This window comes from Janthinobacterium violaceinigrum, assembly GCF_009208555.1.
GTDB lineage: Bacteria > Pseudomonadota > Gammaproteobacteria > Burkholderiales > Burkholderiaceae_D > Janthinobacterium > Janthinobacterium violaceinigrum.
Map to the genome: position 1 here is coordinate 102,053 of NZ_WFLI01000003.1, position 16,347 is coordinate 118,399.

Genomic DNA, 16,347 nt, shown 5'->3' on the forward strand with positions numbered 1-16,347 from the left:
ATCGCGCTGCAGCGGCAGGCGACGGCAACGCCAAGGGCGATCATCTGGACACCGCCCGGAAAAACCCGCTTTATCGGGCGCCCGAGGCGCCGGCGGTGCCGCAGCTACCGCCCGAGCTTGCCTATATCTGGAACTGGTTCACCCAGTTGAACCAGAAACGCCAGTGCGGCATGGCCGTGAACGCGCTGACCAGTGCCGAGATATTGGCCTGGCAGGCCCGCCACGGCGTCCGCTTCGATCCGTTCGAAGAAGGCGTGATCGATCGCCTCGACACGCTGTTCTTGCACCATCAAAACAAGAAGGAAAAATAAATGCCTGATATCGCCCAGCTTGGCCTTTCTATCGATACGCGCCAAGTGGTCGATGGTAGTAAGGCACTAGATTCCCTCGGTGAGGCTGCCGTGCGAGTCGAGCAAAAGACTGCTGGCGCCACGGCAGCCGTCGACAAGTTGGGTGAGGCCAGCGCTGGGGCCAAGGCCAAGGCCACCGAAGGCGCGACGGCTGTCGATGCGCTGGGTGATGCTGGTGCGAGGATTGCGCCAAAGGTTGTGGGCGCAACCACGTCCGTGGATTCGTTGAGTGCGGCGACGGCGCGCGTGCGCGCGACATCGACCGAGGGCGTCAGCGCGCTGGACAACTTCACCAACTCGTCGGCCGGTGTGTGGCGCCGCGGTAGCGATGCTGCCAAGAGCGTGGAAGCGCTCGGAGCCGCTACGCAGCGCACCGGCCAACGTGCAGCCGTCAGCAATGGACAGATGGACGACACGTCCAAAATCATGCGCGCGCAGGCTGAGCAGGCACGCCTGGCGGCGCAGGCCACGCAGGCGCTGGGCGGCTCGACTACGCAATTGACGCTCGGTCAGCAGCAACTGATTGAGCGTATGCGTGAGCAGGCGGCGACGATTGGAATGAGTCGCACCCAACTTTTAGCATATCAAGCCGCGCAGATGGGCGTTACCCAGGAAACGCAGCGAGCAATCGCGACCATTAAAGCTCACGAGGACGCAATCAAGGCGGCGGCCAAGGCGAAAGAGGACGCGACGAATGCATCGGGCATCTTGGCTGGCTCCCTCAAGATACTGGCTGCAGCATATGCTGCGTTAAAAGTGGGGGAGTACGTTAAAGATGCAGTCATGCTTGCCGCGCGTTACGAAACGCTGGGCGTAGTAATGACTGTCGTTGGGCGTAACGCCGGGTACACAAAAACACAAATGGAAACTGCTACCGAGGCAATTGCCAAACAAGGTATCACGATGATCGAATCGCGCGAGTCTGCGATTAAATTGGTGCAGGCCCACATCGATTTGAAGGAAGCAACTGCTCTTGCCCGGATTGCTCAAAATGCTGCTGTTATTGGACATATCAACTCTTCAGAAGCGTTTGAACGACTGGTGAATGGCATTGCCCGTGGAAATGTTCTTATTCTCCGCAATATTGGTATCAACGTTAATTTGCAAACCGCTTATCGGCAAATGGCCGACGAGCTTGGAAAAACCACAAAAGAGCTTTCGGAAAATGAACGCGTACAGGCCCGCTTGAACGCTGTTAAAGAGCGTGGCATTGATATTGACGAAACTTATACCGCCAGTATGGATACGGCCGGCAAGCAGATCACGTCCATGCAGCGCTATACGCAAGATCTGAAAACAACCATCGGCGAGATCGGGCTTGAAGTCTTAACTATCTCGGTGATGGCATTGACCAAAGGCCTCAAAGACGCAAATGGTGAGGTCAGTGAGATGTCGCGGAATAATCAGTTGCATGAGTGGGGTACCACGCTTGCCCAAGTGTTCGTTGTGGTTGCCGATAACGTCAACAATGCTTTTTCAGCAATGAAGTTGATGGGGGCAGCGGGTGCGTATGCCAGTAAGGCTTCTGAAATTCATACCCAATACACTATTGATCGTTCGGAGGCGGGTTTTAGCATTACAGGTCAAATTGAAGCCTATAGGAAGATGCAAGCGGCAATGGAGGCAAATGCCAAACTGCTTGGCGACAGCAGGGATCGGATTCTTGCTGGAGAAGATAAGTTTCAAAAAGCATATGCTGAGAGAACCGCCGCTCAGTTAGTGAAGCGCAAGGAAGAGGCGGATGCAAAATTAAAGGTCGAAGCCGACTATTCGAAAGCAGCTACTGATATTTTGATGAAGTCGCTTAACCAAGGAGCGGCAGCGCAAGAGGAGGCTCGCAAGAAAGTCGTTGCTCTTCACTACGCGACCTTTACCGGCACGCCGACGTATCGAGACACTGAAGGTCGTGAGCCAAAGCCAAAGGCCGACCAGGTCGAAAACACGCAGCTCGCCGACCAAATCAAACAATACGCAAAGGAAGCCGCAACTGCCAAGGCGCATTACGATGCCCTGGGTAAGCTCGATGACATGTACCTCAAAGGGGGGGAGCTGTCCGTTCAGCAGGCCTACGAAAACAAGCGCAGCTACGCCCTGAAAACCTATGAGGCGGAAGTAGATGCCTTCGACTTGCAAATCAGTGCATTGCAAGGCCACCACAATGCTACCAATGCCGAGGCCGCCAAGCACCAGAAGGAATTAAACGAGATCCTAGGCAAGCGCGATGCGGCCGAAAAGGCTTTTTTTGATGCGAGTTTTACTCGCGATGAGGAGGAACGCCTACGCCAGGCGGCCATCGCCACTGCCGCATCAGATGCTGCAAACAAGGAAATCGCTGCCATCAACGCACAAGTCGCCGCGGTAGAAGAGCAGATCCGCACCTACGGCTTACTGCCTGCGCAAAAGACCGCCTTGGCTGTCGCTGACCTTGAGGAGCAAAAAGCTGCCCTTGCTAGTTTCGAGGGCAATGAGAAGGTTATTGATGGCATTAATCGCAAGATTGAAGCGTTGAACCGCCTTGGCATCGTGCAAGGCAAGGCCTCGATACAAGAGCAAGGCGGCGACGTGACCAAAGCCAAAGAGCTGCTTGATATCCTGACCGCTGTCGACTCCGCAACGAAGTCAGCAGCGCAAGGTATGGCGGCGTCGTTCGGCGCAGTTGGTACTGCCATCGGTGGGTTGACGACAGCATTGTCTGGCTATGCCGTGCAGCAGCAGGCTATCGCTGCTCAGTTGGCAGTCTCCACTAAAGATGCGCATGGCGATCCGACCAAGATCGCCAAGGCTCAAGCCACAGCAGCCCAGCAGGGCGCGCAGGCGCAAATTAAGTCCTATGGGGACATGGCTGGCGCAGCGAAGGGCTTTTTCAAGGAAAACAGCACCGGTTATAAAGTGATGGAAACTGCTGAAAAAGCATTTCGCGCATACGAAATGGCTATGGCTGTCGAGTCGATGGTCAAGAAGATTTTTTTCAAAGAAACGGAGGTTGCAGCCAATCTAACCTTGAACGCCACCAAACTAACAGGTGAGACGACGACCACGGCCGCGTCCACTGGCCTGGCCGCGACCGAGGCCAGCGCGTGGGGCATTACGGCCGTGGTAAAAGCCATAGCCTCACTGCCGTTCCCGTTGAACCTAGCGGCCGGCGCCGCCACGCTGGCGGCCGTTGTTGCAATTGGCGCGGAGATGTCTGGCACTGCAGGTGGTGGGGGCGCTAGTGCTTCCGAGCAGCGCCAAGCTGCCAATGGCACCGGTACGGTGCTGGGCGATCCCACGGCGAAATCCGAGTCGATTGCTAAATCGTTATCGCTTATCGCTGACAACACCTTTCGTGATCTGGCGATCAGCAGTGGCATGCTCAGTGCGCTGCGCAACATTGAATCTGGCATTGGCGGGTTAGGTGGCTTGCTGGCGCAAACGCCGGGAGTCACCAATAAATTGGCGGCGCCCCAATATAGTGGGTTGGCCGATTTCAGCGCGAAGACTCTTTCCACGTTTCCGTTGACGGCGATAGTCGACAAGCTGACCGGTGGCTTCCTGTCCAAGATCAGCAACAGCGTGGTCAATGGCATCTTCGGTGGCAAGGTGACTGCGCTTGATACCGGCATCACGGCGGGCAAGGCCACCTTGGGCCAGGTTGATAGAAGCGGCTTGTCGGTGGGGCAGTTCACCGATATCAAGAAAGACGGCGGCATCTTTTCCAAGGATAAGTACAGCAGCCCCGTGACCGCGCTGGGCGCGGAGATGGATGATCAATTTACGAAAATTGTCCTGGGTTTGCGTGACACGATCAGTTCTGCTGCTGTTGCCATCGGTGTTGGGGGCAGCGCCTTCACTGCCAAGTTGAATACCTTTGTTGTCGATATCGGCAAAATTAGCTTCAAGGGCCTGGACGCCAAGGCGCAGCAAGCAGCGCTTGAAGCCGCGTTTTCGAAGATGGGCGATGACATGGCCAAGTTCGGTGTCGACGGGCTGCGCCAGTTCCGCGACGCGGGCGAGGGGTATCTCCAGACCCTGGTGCGAGTTGCCAACGACTACGCCACGATCGACGCCGTGCTGGGGTCATTTAATAAGACCTTCGGCGCGGTGGGAATGTCTTCACTCGCCGCAAGGGAGGAATTACTCAAGATGTCGGGCGGGCTGGATAAATTCACTTCCCAAGGCGCTTTCTTCTTGGAGAACTTCTTCACGGATAAAGAAAAGGCCGACACCCTGCGCAAGAGCGTGAATGCCGTGCTGACCCCATTGAACCGGGGCACAGAGATTACGACCGTCGAAGAGTTCAAGAAATTGGCCTTGGCGCAGGATCTGACCACGGAGTCTGGCCAGAAAACCTACACCTCGATGATGGCGGTATCGCAGGCATTTATCGAGCTGACACGCTACGGCGACGAACTCGGCGTGGTGGCGAAGACGGCGAGCGAAATTGACAGCGAGCGAAAGGACTTGCAAAAGCAGCTGAACGAGTTGACGAAAAGCGAAACGGAATTGCTGGCGATTCAGCGCGCCGGCATTACCGACGTCAACCGTGCGTTGTTTGACCAGGTGCAGGCGGCTAGGGCGGTGGTGTCGGCCAAGGACGCGCTGGCCAAGGCCTACGACACCGAGGCAGCAGCGGCCAAGACGGCGCTGGACAAGTCGAAATCGTGGGTGACCACCCTGAACGGCCTGAATGCCAACATGGCCTTGGGTAATCAGTCGACGCTGACACCGGAACAGAAGTACGCCGAGGCGCGCGCCCAGTTCGAGAAAACACTGGCGGCGGCGAATGCCGGCGACACGACGGCGCAGTCCGGGCTGTCTGCTGCCGAGCAGGCCTTCCTGACGGCATCGCAGGTGGTCAACGCCTCGGATGCCAAGTACGTGGCAGATTACGCCCGCGTGGTGGCAGCCAACACCGAGGCGCTCAAATGGGCCTCGGCGCAGCTCGACGTGCAGCAGGCCAGCCTGGATGCTCTCAAGGCCCAGGTGTCGGGCCTGATCACCATCAATGACAGTGTGCTGACGGTGGCGCAGGCCATCGCCAACCTGCATGCGGCGATGGGGACGGCCACGGGGCTGGGCGTGAAGTTCGACGGTTCCCATGCCGGCGGCTTGGCCAATGTACCGTTTGACGGTTATGCGGCCGAGTTGCACCGCGGTGAGGTGGTGGTTGATGCGCCAGCTGCAGCTGCCATGCGCCGATATTTCGGCGGCGCACCAAGCCAGGGTGGCGGCAACAGCGACGCCCTGGTGGCCGAGATTAAGAGCCTGCGGGAGGAGGTCAAGGGGCTGCGGGCCGATCAGGCCGCGCAAACCGGCGCTGCCATTCAGGCCACCGTTGAATCGAACGACAAGGCGGCCAAGACGGTCGTGGCCGGCGTCGACAAATCTGCCAAGGCATCTGCCTGGGCAAAACAAGTGGAGTACTCTCAATGACTGATGCGCAATTTCTGGCATGGCTGAAAAGTCCGCGAGCCATTCGCATGGTGCTGATCGAAGCACAGGTGAACGTGGGCGGCAATGAGGTTACGCGCTATATTGCCTCGCGGCCGTACGTCACAGGCCCAACGGAGGTGCCGGCCAATACCGTGTATCTGCCGCTGGCCAGTGGCGGCCTGGCTTTTACCGAGCAGGTCAGCCTGACTGGTGAGGCTGGGTTGTCGGGGGGCGATATCGAGCTGGGCAACGCTGATGGTAAGCTCGACAGCTGGCTCGGTGACGTGTGGCGCAATCGACCGATCAAGGCCTGGGCCGGCGATCCGCGCTGGCCGCGCGCCGACTTTCGTCTGGTGTTCGACGGCATCATTGCCGACATCACCAGTGCGAGCCGCGAAACGCTCAACCTGTCGTTGCGCGACAAGCTGCAGCGGCTGGATACACCTATCGCCGAGGCCAAGCTGGGCGGCACGACGCCAAACAAGGACGCGACGCTGCCGATCCCGTTCGGCGAATGCCACAACGTGGCGCCATTGCTGACCAATCCGGCCACGCTGGAGTATGGCTTTCTGGGCGCGGTGGAATCGACGTTCGAAGTGCGCACCAACGGCAAACCGATTGCCGTGGCCTTGAATGACCAGGCGGGGCGTTTTAACCTCACCACCGACCCGTTCTCCACCACGATCACGGCCAGCGTACAGGGTGACAAGGGCGGCGGTTACGCGCCGCGCATCGCACCGCTGGTGCAGCGCATCGCCACCGCGTACGGCAAGGCCTCGGACCGCTTCACCCTGGCCGACCTGGACCTGGCCAACCTGGCCGCATTCGATGCCGCCCACCCGCAGCTGGTGGGCCTCTACGTTGCGGACCGGACGAACCAGGCGCAGGCCATTCAGCAGCTGGCGGCCAGCGTGGGCGCCCAGGCAATCATGTCGCGCACCGGCCAGCTGCGCCTGGTGCAGATCGCGCTGCCGGCCGCCGGCGTGCCGGTGCCAATCGGGCCCGAGAAAATGCGAGTGGGCTCGTTGCGCGTCGTGCAGCGCCTGCCGGTGGTGGCGGCCGTCAAGATTGCGTTCGACCGCAATTACACGGTGCAAGCCAGCCTGACCACCAGCATCCCGCCGGCGCACGCCGACCTGTACGCGACGGAGTGGCTGACGGAAACGGCTGTCGATGCTGCGGTAAAGGCACGGTACCGGCTGACGGACGACCCGCCGCAAATTGAAACCTGCCTCAAGACGAACGCGGACGCCCGTGCGGAAGCGCTGCGGCGCCTGGCCTTGAACAAGGTGCAGCGCACGATTTACGAATTTGACGGGGAGCCTGAGATGATGATGCTGGAACTGGGCCAGCCCGTGCTGCTGCGCGACGATCGTTTCGGCCTGCAGAGCGGCGTGCCTGGCGTGGTGGTGCTGCTGTCGCACCAATGGTTGGCCGGGCGCGTGACAGTGGGGGTGCTGGTATGACGGCTATCGGTGGCGCGCGCGATACGCTGTTGCAGGCCTCGGCGGAGCGCTTCAGCACAACGGCCGATGGCAAGGCGATCCTGCTGGCAGGCAGCACGCCTGTGTTTCGCGTCAACAGCGCCGGCGCCGGCGCGCCCGGCTCGATTACCATTACCGCCAAGCCGGTGAACGTGGTTGGCGATATCGTGTTTTCGGTATCCGCTGGCACGCAAATGACGGTCAACGGGAATGTGGCCACGGTCGATTTCGCCACCATGACCACCGATACGGCCCTAGTGCAGGCCCGCATCCGCGAATTCGGCGTCGACTACGTCGGCAACTACATGATAAGCAAGGTCTTCGACGGCGTCGCTGGCGAGACGGGCCTGGCCGGATTGAACACGGGCCAGGCCTTCGCCTACAAGCGCGCCGCCGTTGTGCCAGGCGATACGCCGGGTGACGTGATCTTTACCTTTGCCACGGCCAGCATCACGACGCCGGCCGGCAACGATCTGGCCAATGGCTGGTCGAAGAACATCCCGGCCGGTACGGTGCCGCTGTACGTGCGCGTCGCGTCGGCCAGCTCGCGCAATGCCACGGACAACATCGCTGCAAATGAATGGTCGGCAGCAGTGCAGCTGGCCAAGGACGGTGCCGACGGCTTAAACGTGGCGCCCGTGCGCATCTACCAGCGCGGCGCCACCAACATCGCGCCGTCGCTGCCGAGTGCGGCATGCACGTTCACCTTTGCCACTGGTGCGCTGACGGGCCTGAATAATGGCTGGTCGACGCAGGTGCCGACGGCGGGCGGCGCCTATCTGTTCACATCGGGCGCCACGGCAGCGTCGCGCGGCGCCACCGATGACATTCCGGCCAGTGAATGGTCGGCGGCCGCGCGCCTGGCTGCCGATGGCGCCACCGGCCAGCGCGGCACCGTCACCGTGACGGCGCCCGGCTATTCGACCTGGTCGGATGCCTCGGCCGTTTATGAGCTGGGCCACGCGGGCTACGGCGCGCCGATCAACCGCGACACTGTCACGCTGTACGACGCGACGCATGCGGTGACGAAGTATTTTGACAATGGAGCATGGCTGGTGCTTGGTACGGTGCTGAACGGCAATTTGCTGGTGGATGGGTCGGTGGCGGCCAGGGCGATGGCGGTGGACAAGCTGTCGTCGATCATAGCGGATTTGGGCAAGGTGACAGCTGGCGATCTCTACGGCACTACGCTGCACGGGGGCCCAGGCTACCCAACCAACACCTATGGTTGGCCGACAAACGGCGGCACTGGCTTTCATCTGAGCGAACGAGGCCTTTTGCTCGGGAATGCACGCACAGGTGGCTACGTCGAATTGGGGAGTGGGGGCTATGTGTCCATGCCTGGGTTGTTGATAGAAAACGGCAAGGCCTCGTTTTCAGGGCAGCTGTCGGCTGTTACTGGAACGGTTGGCCTGCTTCGCAGTCGGGACACGGGCGGACGAGTTGAAATAACTAGTGACAAGATCACGGTGTTTGACGATGCGGGTCGACCGCGCGCAATTATTGGGAGGCTCGACTGATGGCGTACGGCATTTTGCTCAAGAAAGAAAGTGGTGCCGTGCTGGTCAGTTCAGTGAGTTTCGGCATCGTTTTCGTAGATTTGATCAGTGTGGCACCCAATGCATCCACCTCAAAAAGTTATCCAGCTTTCGTCGGCCGGACCTTCAAAACCTTGAGCGGCGCACTGGCGGTCATCAGCTATCCAGGGGGCATCCCGACAGTTTCAGTCGATGCCAGCGAATTTGCTGAAACGAAAAAAATATACATATTCTCCTTATGACCTACGGTTTGCATATTGAAAACGACCTCGGGGGTTTGCTTCTGACCCCGGAAAGTCCCGGGCTTGCGTATATCGGGACTGCCGCATTTGTCGGGGCGGCCGACCCTGTGGGCTCGCCCAGCACCGCGAAAGTCCTCGGGCGATATCGGGTCACGTCGACCAAAGAGCCGCTTGCCTTCATCGAGCTACGAGGGGACCTATTATTTTCCGTCTATTCCGTCACGCTGTCGGCAGCCAGCACCTGGGATATCCTGGTCTATTGCTCGGACGTCTCTGGCGGAAACGGGGCTACTCCCACCGCCCGAGTGGCAGCGGTTCATTGTTTCGCCCCGCTGGCCGCGCCTGTTGGAGGTGGCTACGGTTTCCGTTTATTGGATGCCGCTGGTAACTGCACTTTTGATCTTGGCGCCAAGATGATCATGCCGCGCGCCATTGGTGAGTTCACCGCAGCGACTCCTCCGACGGGCTCGTTTGATTTGCAAAGCTATGCTCTCCCAAGTATGTCCCGACCGGCAATTTGCGGCCTTGCTGATGGCGTCGGCTCCCGAGGATTAGTTAATTCGCCCGGATCGGGAACCTCTACGGAACTTGATTTTGCTGGAGCTTTTTTGTTTCGGGCGCCAAGCACTTTGGACCGGACGCAAATGTGTGTCCGTGCGGAGCCTGTTGATATTCCGCCATTTGCACTGCGCATGCGCTATCGCGCCAGCACCGTCCTGCTTATTGATATGGCAGATTATTGAAACTGAATATCGGGAGATCGAGATGCCCCTCAAACAGCCGGCAACACCATGAGTAGCCTGCGCATCATTTATGACAACGCCGCTGACCGAGCGGTGCTGACCGCATCGAGCCAGACCGGAGATCTGGGCCCGGCCAACCTGCAGCTTGAAGACAAATTCTACCTGCTGCGCTCGATAGGCTTGGCGGTGACCATCACGGCCACTTGGCCGTCGCCGGAGATCGTCGGCTGCGTGGCCCTGCCATTTTGTAACCTGACGCCGACGGCAACCATCCGCGTGCGCGGCTACGTCGAGCCAGGGGATGCTGTGCCCGATTTTGATACTGGCACCGTGCCGGCCTGCGAGTACGCCAGGCTAGGTATGTGGGACTGGGGCGCACTGCCGCTGGGCGTGAACGCTTTCAGCTATGGCGGCGGGACGTATGCGCGCTGCTGGTTCCCCATGGTCAGCATCAAGAAACTGATTATCGAGCTGGCGGACCCGGACAATCCGGCCGGCTACATCGAGGCGGCGCGCCTGGTGGCCGGTCCCTACTGGAGCCCGGAGCAGAACGCCTCGTATGGTGCAGGCGTCACGTCGTTCGATAGCAGCACCCAGTACCGCACCGGTGCCGGCGGGCAAATGGTCGAGCGGGGCGCGATGTATCGCAAGCTGTCGCTCGCGCTCGAACATATGACGCCGCTGGACCGGGCCGAGTTGTGGCGCATTGTGCGGGGTAATGGCCTGACGCTCCCCTTGCTGGTCAGCCTGTATCCAGACAGCGACGACGGCGAGCTCGAGCAGGCGCACCAGGTGTATGGCCGCATCGCCAGCAATTCTGCCATCACTACTCCGTATTACCAGGCATATGCCACCAACATCGAAATCGAGGAAATCTGATGGGCGACTTTTTCTACTATGGCCAGAAGGACGCAATCCGGCGCCTGAATGAACTGGCCGGGCGCGGCGCTGTGGTGTCGTCGTATGCACCTGCCGTGGGGCGGTCCCCACTGGGCGGGCCGAATGGATATATGAATCCGGCGTGGCTTGATCCGAACTTACCGATACGCATGAACGCATCGATTCAAACGTCCCGCAGGCTTTGTTCAGGGCCAACTGCCAAGTACGCCTACTTATTCTCAAGCGCTGTAGGCCAGCGGAACTGGTACAAGCTGGCTACGTTTGCGCCGGATGACGCAGGGACGCAAGAGAATCTGCTCATACGCGGTACGATAAATGACTCATGGATTTCATCGCAAACGTCTGCAGTGACTTTGCTCATGGGTGTAAGGAACGGTTTGTATGTGGATTGGCATCTTGAAGGTATGGCACGTGGAAATGCACGCATCATTGTGATGAAGCACCCGGACTTATCTTATGGTGTCTACGCATTTTTGGATGGCTTTGCAAATGCATCATTTGATTTAATCGGGGTAAATACAGAAACATATGCTGATCCAGTATCCATAGGTTTCGGCCCACCGGCAGGAACATTGGTATTCGACACCTCTTCCGTAGTCGGAGCTCCATCTTATATTGCCCCTCGCTGGCAGGGATACGGCGTTGGCGGAGCCAGCACGCTATTTAAAGAGCTGGTTGGCGTGGGTGACGGGACGATAACAACTTCATTCTTGTCTCCAGGGGGCGCTGCTATGGCGCCCGGGCAGGAGCGGGATAGCTTGCGACTTGGTGTTGGTGGAGTGTCAGGATCAACCGCTGCGGGATGCTTCAGCTGGTTCACGTCTGCGGGAAATAACAATGGGACACCTAATAATCTGTATAAAACCAGTTATAAGATGACTCTGAGGGCATATGACACCCAATCAAATCAATTTACAAATAACCTAATTGAAATCAAGGGAACTGGCACAGTAGTGGTGCCGGAGTTTCTTGAAGTGGGCAGAGTTAATACGCAGCCACAGGGCACTAGAAAATTTAGCGTACCCAACTGCTTAGACGCGGTTGTCGTTAGTGGAAACTTTGGAAACATTGCCGGGTCGGCATTGAATGTGGCGACGCATACCGTAACAGGAAGTAGCATTCGAACTGGAGGAACGGTAAATACAAGCGGGAATGACTATGCTGAATATATTTCCAAATCCCTCATATGCGGAATCGTCAAACCAGGACAAATTGTCGGCATCACCGCAAACAACAAGATCACTGACCTGTGGGCGGATGCCGTTATGTTTTCGATCAAATCGACCGCACCCTCGTTTGTCGGTGGTGATTCCTGGGCTGACGATGTGGGGCCGCGGCCGTCCCCGCAGGCAGGCGCGGCCCCAGTCCAGCCCGTTCGGCGCGAAGACGTCGTTGCGCAGCAGGCAGTTCCCGACACCGACCCACAGGAATTCGAGGAAGTGGTTGCCGAGCCCGGCGACACCGACGACGAGTGGGCCGAAAAGCTGGCTGCCTTCGAAGCTGTCCTGGCCGCCCACGCGGCCGCCGTGCAGCAGGACGCCGATGCCATGGCCACCTTCGACGCGGCGCTGGAAGCCGAGCGCCAGAAGGTCGACCGTATCGCCATTTCTGGCCGCGTGCCGGTCAACGTGCTGGGCGCCCAGGCAGGCGATTACATCGTGCCGGTCCAAGACGGTGCCGGCATTAAGGGCATTTCCGTCCGCAAGGCAGACCTCACGCAGTCGCAGTACCTCGATGCCGTCGGCCGCGTTATCTCGATTGAGCCCGACGGCCGGGCGTATGTGATGGTCAAGGTCGTGTGATGAGAGCTCTAAGCACAGCCACTGGCCGAAGCTGCAGCCAAACCATCTCGGCCTCTGGTGCTGATTACGCGGAGTATCTTTACCCTCAATCAATTCTCATTGAGGCAGGGGGATTGGAAAATGCTCAATTTTCCGATCCTGAACCAGAAATCGAGACAGGCAAAACTTATCCATCGGAAGCTTTGAAAAGCGAAGAAATGTAGCGAGGCAATACTCTTTGCTCGGTAAGTTTAATTGAATTTTATGCAATAATTTATTGGCCTCGTCAAGGTAGCCACTTTCTCGTAAAACAGCCGAGGCTTGGGTAGTACCGTTCCATTGTGGCAGGCAAAAAGAGGTGACCATCCATAACCTCAAAAGATTACTTCTGCGAGCCAATATGTCCATATCATTGTCAATGCTTGAATTTGCTATTTCAGTAAGTTTTTCATCATAATATGAATGCCAATAATTGAACGACTCCGCTGAAAAGCTAGTTTCTTGAGGGATGATAAATAGATGTTCAATATCGTTTTCAATGGATGCTGCCAACCTGAATCCCGCCGCATCATCTTTGATCGGTTTCAACTGGGGAACGGCTAAGCATACGTTTCGATGCGCATGCAGGAGTTCGTGAAACATAATATGCATGGGAATTTTCTTATTTTTAGGCAGTGCAATTGCAACACTGGTAAACCCATCAATCATGCGACAGTCACATAGTGCAAGTCCCTCAGGCACATTCAGAGGATTGTCTGCCGCATTCCTAGTTTGTATCTCAATCGGTTTTCCAAGAACGGATTCTATCTCGTCTATCAATACAGCTACTTGAGGAGGAAAAGGTTGAAGAGGCGGATAGTTCATATTATTGCTCCGAAAAAATGTTAACAATACCACTACTTCACAAACCCGCTTCGGCGGGTTTTTTCATTTCCACCACCTGAAAGGCATCCATGGCCATCGAAACGACCGCCGCCGGCGGAGCACTGATTAAAATTTTTGGCATCCCGGTCCTGGCCGGCGCTGCCGCAACCTCACTGGGATTTATGTTCATGTGGCCAAAAACCGCCAAGGAAGCGGGCGTGCGCTTCTTCGTCACCATTCTCTTTTCCGCCTTGATGGGCCCGGCTCTGGTCGTGGTCGTGCGCAACTGGATGCCGGGACTGTTCGATAGCGCGCGCGCTGTCGCCGTGTTGTACGGCAGCGATCCGGCCCTGGGCTTCCTCTTTATCGCCACGCCGCTGATGGTCGCCGCCGGCTTGCCTGCCTGGTGGGTGCTGGGCGCCACGGTGCGTTGGCTCGACAAGCGCAGGGACAAGGACATTGGCGAGCTGGCGCGCGACGCGGCCGCTATCGTCAAGGACGTGCGAGGCGGCCTGTGAGCGCCGTCACGCTGGCCCAGCTGCTTGCCATCTTGCCCAATGCACGTGCGCGCGCGGCGGCCTTCCTGGCGCCGTTGAATGCGGCCATGGTGGAATTCGGCATCACGACGCCTGCGCGCCAGGCATCGTTCCTTGCCCAGGTGGGCCACGAGTCCGGGAGCCTGGTGTATGTGCGCGAGCTGGCCAGCGGCAAGGCCTATGAAGGCCGGGCCGATTTGGGCAACACGCAGGCCGGCGACGGCGTGCGCTTCAAGGGGCGCGGCCTGCTGCAGGTGACCGGACGCGCCAACTACGCCGCCTGCGGCAAGGCCTTGGGCCTGGACCTGCTGGCCCAGCCTGAGCTGCTCGAGCAGGCCATCAACGCCTGCCGCTCGGCTGGCTGGTTCTGGCAGACGAAGGGGCTGAACGCCCTGGCTGATGCTGGCGACCAGGTGAAGGTAACGCGACGCATCAACGGCGGCACGAATGGCCTGGCCGAGCGCCAGGCGCTGTTTGCCGTGGCGCAGCGGGTGCTGGCGTGATCGCGCTGGCCAAGCTCGCCGGCAAGGCGCCGGGCTGGCTGTATGGCGCCGTGTTGGTATGCGCGCTGGCCGGTGCCGGCATGCTGTACCAGCGTGCGCTGGGCGATGCCCAGGGCCGTGCAGCAGTTCGGGCTTTGTGGAATGCCGACAAGGAGATCCGCACGGCGGCGGAAACGAAAGCGGTGGCGCAGCGCGCCGCCGAAAACCTGGCGCAAGCCAGGCAACAGGCAGCCAAGGTGGCAGCCATTAAGAAAGTCTACGATGACGAAATCAACGATGTGCGCGTTCGTCTTGCTGCTGCTGAGCGCATGCGCAAGCCCGCCTTCTGTGCAAGTGGTGGACCTGCCGCCTCGGCCGGTGCCGGTGGCGCCGAAGGAGGCGCTGCAGCCGATCCCGCCAGCGGGCTACTTTCTGACGCGGTGGCGCGAGATATTCAAGCCTTGATCCTGCAGACGGAAGTGGTGGCAGCGACAGGACGCGCTTGCCAAGCGTTCATATCGGGGCGTTAAGCTAGAGCGGCGCCGTTGTGCCTGCAGTGGTTGCAGCAGGCACAACTGGCATCCTTGTCGATCAGGAGGGAAATACGGGTAGTAATTCTAGGAAATATGCGCCGAGTTCGCTGTAGTTTCGGCTGGGAGCAAGACGCTAATGGCGCCGCTATTGATTAGCTCGTAGGCCAATGCTGCAGCCTCAAGTTGTGCTGCGTGCGCTTTTTTGAAAGTTGAAGGTGTGGGGATTTCCACGGGAGGGATGTATAACGCGTTGTCGTGCGCAACTATTGTGATTATGCCTTGGTACTCGCCGGAGTGGACGGGGCGAGAGATCGCCTGATAGTGGTAGTTGCCATGGTGATGCATCGGTACAGTGTCCATGATGGCCTTCAACTTTCGTTTGTTATCTTGCTTTTAATTAAGTTTTCATTGTGAGTATAGGTCCTTAGAGGTCGATCGGTTTATTTAGTTCAATCGAAGCAGGTTGTTCCGGCAAAAAAAACTGATTGTCGCTGCGCTAACAGCGGCAATCAGCATCGGCCTTGGTGAAGCCATCGAACCAAGTAGGCTCGCGCTACCTCGGGGAGGTAATTCGACTCTAACACTAGGAGGTACACATTTTGGCATTACCCATCATCCCCTGGATCGGCGGCAAACGACGCCTGGCCGACCGCATCATCCCGCAATTTCCGCCGCACACGTGCTACGTCGAAGTGTTCGCCGGTGGCGCCGCGCTGTACTTCATACGGCCGCCGGCCGAGGTCGAGGTGCTGAACGACGTCAACGGAGAGCTGATCAATCTGTACCGCGTCGTCAAGAATCACCTGGAAGAATTCGTGCGCCAGTTCAAATGGGCGCTATCGAGCCGCGAGGTGTTCAAGTGGCTACAGGACACGCCGCCGCATACTCTGACGGATCTGCAGCGCGCGGCGCGCTTCTTTTACCTGCAGCAGCATGCCTTCGGCGGCAAGGTCGACGGGCAGAGCTGGGGCACGGCCACCACCGCGCCGCCGCTCAACCTGCTGCGCATCGAGGAGAATTTGTCGGCCGCGCATCTTCGCCTGTCTGGTGCCTACATCGAGAATCTGGACTGGTACAAGTGCATGGAGCGATACGACCGGCCGCATACCTTTTTTATCTAGATCCGCCGTACTGGGAGACGGCCGGCTATGGCGTGGAGTTTGAATTCGAGCAGTACGAGAAGGTGGCGGAGCTGATGGCCAGGCTGAAGGGCAAGACCATCCTGAGCTTGAATGACCATCCTGACATCCGGCGCGTCTTCGCGCGCTTCCAGATGGATACTACCGGCATCCAGTACAACGTGGGCGGCGGTGGTAGATCGGTGGAGCGCAAGGAGCTGATTATTTATAGTTGGGATAAGGTTGCCGAGCCAGTTGGCCTCTTTTGAGGTGATCGGCAACAGGTAGTTGTTGTATCTATTCAAATTTGAGTGACGTATACATCTCGACATCATCTAAATGGCGCGCAACCGGAAATACA

12 protein-coding genes and 1 pseudogene are annotated in these 16,347 nt (G+C 58.5%); 12 read left to right on the forward strand and 1 reads right to left on the reverse strand.

The window, feature by feature from the left end; genetic code table 11:
• Positions 1 to 44: 44 nt before the first annotated feature.
• From GCN75_RS03500 to GCN75_RS03535, 8 genes are read left to right on the forward strand one after another with little or no spacing between them, the layout of a single operon-like run.
• A complete protein-coding gene (locus GCN75_RS03500) occupies positions 45 to 311 on the forward strand; it encodes a phage tail assembly chaperone (protein WP_449768868.1) in 267 nt (88 codons plus the stop codon).
• Positions 312 to 5,765 (forward strand): hypothetical protein, encoded by a 5,454-nt coding sequence (locus GCN75_RS03505; RefSeq protein ID WP_152281371.1) that lies wholly within the window; start codon positions 312 to 314, stop codon positions 5,763 to 5,765.
• Positions 5,762 to 7,231, forward strand: coding sequence for a hypothetical protein (locus GCN75_RS03510; RefSeq protein WP_152281372.1), 1,470 nt, complete (start codon positions 5,762 to 5,764; stop codon positions 7,229 to 7,231). Before GCN75_RS03505 ends, GCN75_RS03510 begins: the two co-directional genes overlap by 4 nt.
• Positions 7,228 to 8,769, forward strand: a complete 1,542-nt coding sequence (locus GCN75_RS03515; protein WP_152281373.1) for a hypothetical protein — start codon at positions 7,228 to 7,230, stop codon at positions 8,767 to 8,769. Before GCN75_RS03510 ends, GCN75_RS03515 begins: the two co-directional genes overlap by 4 nt.
• Positions 8,769 to 9,029 (forward strand): hypothetical protein, encoded by a 261-nt coding sequence (locus GCN75_RS03520; RefSeq protein ID WP_152281374.1) that lies wholly within the window; start codon positions 8,769 to 8,771, stop codon positions 9,027 to 9,029. Before GCN75_RS03515 ends, GCN75_RS03520 begins: the two co-directional genes overlap by 1 nt.
• Complete coding sequence (locus tag GCN75_RS03525) at positions 9,026 to 9,772, forward strand: hypothetical protein (RefSeq protein WP_152281375.1); 747 nt, start codon at positions 9,026 to 9,028, stop codon at positions 9,770 to 9,772. The genes GCN75_RS03520 and GCN75_RS03525 overlap by 4 nt, the downstream gene beginning before the upstream one ends.
• A gap of 48 nt (positions 9,773 to 9,820) precedes the next feature.
• The gene (locus GCN75_RS03530) at positions 9,821 to 10,651 is read left to right on the forward strand and encodes a hypothetical protein (RefSeq protein WP_152281376.1); all 831 of its coding nucleotides are present in this window, start codon (positions 9,821 to 9,823) and stop codon (positions 10,649 to 10,651) included.
• Complete coding sequence (locus GCN75_RS03535) at positions 10,651 to 12,474, forward strand: hypothetical protein (protein ID WP_152281377.1); 1,824 nt, start codon at positions 10,651 to 10,653, stop codon at positions 12,472 to 12,474. Before GCN75_RS03530 ends, GCN75_RS03535 begins: the two co-directional genes overlap by 1 nt.
• 96 nt (positions 12,475 to 12,570) lie before the next feature.
• Here the strand turns inward: GCN75_RS03535 and GCN75_RS03540 are convergent, their stop codons facing one another.
• Positions 12,571 to 13,317, reverse strand: a complete 747-nt coding sequence (locus GCN75_RS03540) for a hypothetical protein (protein WP_152281378.1) — start codon at positions 13,315 to 13,317, stop codon at positions 12,571 to 12,573.
• Between the two features lie 188 nt (positions 13,318 to 13,505).
• On the opposite strand from GCN75_RS03540, the gene GCN75_RS03545 reads away from it, so the two are divergent.
• The 4 genes and pseudogenes from GCN75_RS03545 (at position 13,506) to GCN75_RS03560 (ending at position 16,255) form a co-directional block, all read left to right on the forward strand.
• Positions 13,506 to 13,835, forward strand: a complete 330-nt coding sequence (locus tag GCN75_RS03545) for a hypothetical protein (RefSeq protein WP_226941055.1) — start codon at positions 13,506 to 13,508, stop codon at positions 13,833 to 13,835.
• Positions 13,832 to 14,356 carry a glycoside hydrolase family 19 protein gene (locus tag GCN75_RS03550; protein ID WP_226941056.1) on the forward strand — a complete coding sequence of 175 codons (525 nt, stop codon included), beginning with the start codon at positions 13,832 to 13,834 and terminating at the stop codon, positions 14,354 to 14,356. The genes GCN75_RS03545 and GCN75_RS03550 overlap by 4 nt, the downstream gene beginning before the upstream one ends.
• Positions 14,353 to 14,865: a hypothetical protein gene (locus GCN75_RS03555; RefSeq protein WP_152281380.1), complete on the forward strand. Its 513-nt coding sequence runs from the start codon at positions 14,353 to 14,355 to the stop codon at positions 14,863 to 14,865. The genes GCN75_RS03550 and GCN75_RS03555 overlap by 4 nt, the downstream gene beginning before the upstream one ends.
• A gap of 602 nt (positions 14,866 to 15,467) precedes the next feature.
• Positions 15,468 to 16,255, forward strand: a pseudogene (locus GCN75_RS03560) (DNA adenine methylase).
• The last annotated feature ends 92 nt before the right edge of the window (positions 16,256 to 16,347 follow it).

Bases quoted from the DNA above. Each gene is read 5' to 3' on its own strand.
- GCN75_RS03535 (WP_152281377.1), top strand. From the start codon at position 10,651: ATGGGCGACTTTTTCTACTATGGCCAGAAGGACGCAATCCGGCGCCTG.
- GCN75_RS03530 (WP_152281376.1), top strand. From the start codon at position 9,821: ATGAGTAGCCTGCGCATCATTTATGACAACGCCGCTGACCGAGCGGTG.
- GCN75_RS03540 (WP_152281378.1), bottom strand. From the start codon at position 13,317: ATGAACTATCCGCCTCTTCAACCTTTTCCTCCTCAAGTAGCTGTATTG.
- GCN75_RS03545 (WP_226941055.1), top strand. From the start codon at position 13,506: ATGTGGCCAAAAACCGCCAAGGAAGCGGGCGTGCGCTTCTTCGTCACC.
- GCN75_RS03505 (WP_152281371.1), top strand. From the start codon at position 312: ATGCCTGATATCGCCCAGCTTGGCCTTTCTATCGATACGCGCCAAGTG.
- GCN75_RS03520 (WP_152281374.1), top strand. From the start codon at position 8,769: ATGGCGTACGGCATTTTGCTCAAGAAAGAAAGTGGTGCCGTGCTGGTC.
- GCN75_RS03510 (WP_152281372.1), top strand. From the start codon at position 5,762: ATGACTGATGCGCAATTTCTGGCATGGCTGAAAAGTCCGCGAGCCATT.
- GCN75_RS03525 (WP_152281375.1), top strand. From the start codon at position 9,026: ATGACCTACGGTTTGCATATTGAAAACGACCTCGGGGGTTTGCTTCTG.
- GCN75_RS03515 (WP_152281373.1), top strand. From the start codon at position 7,228: ATGACGGCTATCGGTGGCGCGCGCGATACGCTGTTGCAGGCCTCGGCG.